This window comes from Deinococcus pimensis DSM 21231 (assembly GCF_000519345.1).
Classification (GTDB): domain Bacteria; phylum Deinococcota; class Deinococci; order Deinococcales; family Deinococcaceae; genus Deinococcus_A; species Deinococcus_A pimensis.
The window spans coordinates 29,510-31,432 of sequence record NZ_KI912621.1 but is presented as its reverse complement, the minus strand read 5'-3'; the positions used below and the strand labels follow the sequence as shown (position 1 = coordinate 31,432).

Here is a 1,923-nt window from a genome sequence, read left to right as displayed (position 1 = left end):
CGGGGTGCGGGCTCGGCCGCGTCTCGCGGCGGCGGGAGGCCCAGCGCCCGGCGCGCGTACGCGACCTCGTCGAGCGTCTCGAGTTCACGCAGACAGAAGCGCCGCACGGTGCCGAGCAGGCGATAGCTCAGGCTCGCGCCCTCCGACGCGACCTCCACCACGCTCGACGCCACGAGCTCCGTGAGGACGTCGAGAGCGTCGCCGGGCAGGTCGAGGCGCGCGCCGAGCCGCGCGGCGTCCTCCACGAGAAAGCTGCCCTCCAGCAGGGCGACGTGACGCAGCCAGACTTTGCCGTCGCCGGGAAGCAGGTCGTAACTCCATTCGACGTTCGCGTCGAGATCCCGCTGCCGCGTGTGGTGTCCCCGGGGGAAGGCGAGCGGCGCCCGTCGATCGAGCCAGCGCAGCAGCCCGGACGGGCCGTGGACGCTGCTGTAGGCACCGACGAGTTCGAGGCCGAGGGGCAGGCCGTCCACGTGGGCGCACAGGCGAGCCGTGTCGGCGAGCAGGGGCGGGTGGGACCGCACCGCCTCGGCGAGTCGAAGGTTCCGGCGGTCCATGTGCCGCAGGACGAGCCTCACGGCGGGGGAGGCGAGGATTCCGGCGGGAGGATCGCCCTCGGACGGCAGTGCGAGCGGCGTGACCGGGACGAGCACCTCGTCTTGAAGGTCGAGGGAGCGGCGGCTCGTCACGACGAGGAAGACGTCGGGCCGTTCACGCATCACGCACGCCGCCGCGCGCACGCCGGGACGGACGTGTTCGGCGTTGTCCGCGAGGAGGACGAGTGGCCGCGGGTCGCGCGGAACGGCCGGACCGACCGCGTGCAGGAGGAGGTCCCGGGCCTCGGCGTCCGTGGTGACCGTGGTGAGATCGACGTGGATCAAGTCGGAGGGTGCGAGCCGCGCGGCGGCGTGCGCGACCGTCGATTTGCCGACCCCGCCGGGCCCGGTGACGGTGACGAGCCGGGCTTGACCTTCCGTGATGAGGTGGTGGAGATGGTGGACGACGTCGGTCCTGCCGACGAGCTCCGTCGTGGGTCCGAGCACGATCGGGTCCGGTCCTGGGAAGGATTGAGCCTTCATCGTGTGCTCATGATATGATTTGGTAACACTGTTATCAAGCAGGAGAGGCGTCATAGTGTGAGCGTGACTGCGCTGACCCCCAACAGGAGGAACTCGGGTTGACACGACACGGCTCCACACCACGCACGAGAACGTCATGAAGAACGACCAGAACCCCACCCCGGAACGCAACCCGCCCCGGAGCGAGCGGGCGATGGACGTCCGCGAAGTCGGACGCGCCGCCTCACGTGACGCCGTCCTGTCCCTCGCCGCCGAACTGCTCGTGGAACGCGGCGAACTCCCCCTGCGCCTCCTGGCCCAACGCGCCGGAGCGTCCACCACCATGATCTACACCCTCTTCGGCGGAAAGGACGGTCTCGCCGAGGCCCTGTTCATGCAGGGAGCGGACACCTTCCACCGTGCCCTGCGCGACGCCGCCGGCCACGAACCCGACCCCTACGCGCGCGTCCTCACGCTGTGCCGAACCTACCGTGAACTCGCGCTCGCGTACCCCGCGCACTACGGGGTCATCTTCCGCAACATCATCCCCGGGTACACTCCCAGCGAGGATGCCTACCGCGGCACCCTGCGGCTCTTCGGCCCCATCACCGAGGCCGTCCTGGCCGGCATGCAGGGAGGACGACTGCGCTCCGCCGACCCCGGCCCGCTCGTCATGGAACTCTGGCTGGCCACCCACGGTCTCGTGAGCGCCGAGGTCGCGCGGTTCCTGCCGCCCGGCACGGACGCCGCCGCCATGCTCGACCGGCTCGTCCGCGACCTGCTGCGCGCCCACCACCCGGACGCCTGACGCCCGTCAGGCGTCCCTTCGCACGGCCCACAGCCAGATCATCGCGCGCGTCATCGC

At 70.9% G+C, this 1,923-nt stretch carries 2 protein-coding genes; one reads left to right on the top strand and one right to left on the bottom strand.

The genetic code is table 11. From position 1 onward, the window contains the following. A partial coding sequence (locus tag DEIPI_RS0102360; RefSeq protein ID WP_027480715.1) for a winged helix-turn-helix domain-containing protein occupies positions 1-1,079 on the bottom strand: 1,079 nt, incomplete at its 3' end. A gap of 136 nt (positions 1,080-1,215) precedes the next feature. On the opposite strand from DEIPI_RS0102360, the gene DEIPI_RS35220 reads away from it, so the two are divergent. Further along, positions 1,216-1,866, top strand: a complete 651-nt coding sequence (locus tag DEIPI_RS35220) for a WHG domain-containing protein (RefSeq protein ID WP_052351584.1) — start codon at positions 1,216-1,218, stop codon at positions 1,864-1,866. The last annotated feature ends 57 nt before the right edge of the window (positions 1,867-1,923 follow it).